Source organism: Pseudomonas sp. SDO5591_S426 (genome assembly GCF_054070755.1).
The window spans coordinates 1-1,542 of the sequence record NZ_JBSVXD010000390.1; the positions used below are offsets into that span (position 1 = coordinate 1).

General features: G+C 59.5%; 1 protein-coding gene. It reads left to right on the top strand.

Annotation, left to right across the window (positions count from 1 at the left end; genetic code table 11):
* Positions 1-164: 164 nt before the first annotated feature.
* The gene (locus tag ACW9JC_RS30200; protein WP_457459632.1) at positions 165-1,415 is read left to right on the top strand and encodes a 2-aminoadipate transaminase; all 1,251 of its coding nucleotides are present in this window, start codon (positions 165-167) and stop codon (positions 1,413-1,415) included.
* Positions 1,416-1,542: the final 127 nt, after the last annotated feature.

The following is a 1,542-nucleotide window of genomic DNA, read 5'->3' on the forward strand; positions in this document are numbered from 1 at the left end:
TGATCGCATGCCCCTGTAGGAGCTGCCGAAGGCTGCGATCTTTTGATCTATTGCCCTCACATCCAGACTTTTAAGATTGACCCGGCAACTTTATTTCGTTTGCCCCCTACCGCTGCTGACGGCTTAGATAAAAAGAAGTCCTCCTTCTTCCGAGCCGGTCATCCATGCGCAGCGAAACCATCAGTCAGTCGATCAATATCGTTCACCCTGTCACGCTCAGCCACGGCAAAAACGCCGAGGTCTGGGACACCGAAGGCAAACGCTACATCGACTTCGTCGGTGGCATCGGCGTACTCAACCTCGGCCATTGCCATCCTCGAATCGTCGAAGCCATTCGCGAACAAGCCACGCGCCTGACCCACTACGCATTCAACGCCGCGCCTCATGGCCCTTACATCGACTTGATGGACCGCCTCAGCACGTTTATCCCGGTCGATTACCCGGTCAGCGGCATGCTCACCAACAGCGGCGCCGAAGCGGCTGAGAACGCGCTGAAGATCGTTCGCGGGGCCACCGGCCGCACTGCCGTGATCGCCTTTGACGGTGCCTTCCACGGTCGCACCTTGGCCACACTCAACCTCAACGGCAAAGTCGCGCCTTACAAACAGAAAGTCGGCACACTGCCTGGGCCGGTCTATCACTTGCCATTTCCCAGCCAGGATAACGGCGTGACTTGCGCTGAAGCGCTGAAGGCCATGGATCGGTTGTTCAGCGTTGAAATCGATGTCGAGGACGTGGCCTGCTTCATCGTCGAACCGGTGCAGGGCGAAGCGGGTTTCCTGGCCATGGACGTCGAGTTCGCCCAGGCACTGCGCAAATTCTGTGACGAAAAGGGCATTGTGCTGATCGCCGATGAAATCCAGTCCGGTTTCGGCCGCACCGGTCAGCGTTTTGCGTTTTCGCGACTGGGTATCGAGCCGGACCTGATCCTGCTCGGTAAAAGCATCGCCGGTGGCGTGCCGCTCGGTGCGGTCGTCGGGCGCAAATCGCTGCTCGACATCTTGCCCAAGGGCGGGCTCGGCGGCACCTATTCCGGCAACCCCATCGCCTGCGCCGCTGCATTGGCGACGCTGGACGAAATGACCGATGCCAATCTGCAAGCGTGGGGCACGCAGCAGGAAGAGGCGATTGTCAGCCGCTACGAAACCTGGCGCGCGAGCAAGCTGTCGCCGTATCTGGGACGTCTGACCGGTGTTGGCGCGATGCGCGGCATCGAACTGGCGAATGCCGACGGTTCACCCGCAGCGGCGCAATTGACGCAACTGCTGGCGCTGGCGCGGGACGCCGGTTTGCTGCTGATGCCTAGCGGCAAGTCGCGTCACATCATTCGGCTGTTGGCGCCGTTGACGACCGAATCTGCGGTACTGGAGGAAGGGCTGGATATCCTTGAGGCGTGCCTGGCAAAACTGACCTGACCTGACCTGACCTGTAGGAGCTGCCGAAGGCTGCGATCTTTTGATCTTGATCTTCAAGAGCCAGATCAAAGGATCGCAGCCTTCGGCAGCTCATACACGATGGAGATCGTATTTTCATAGGCACGAA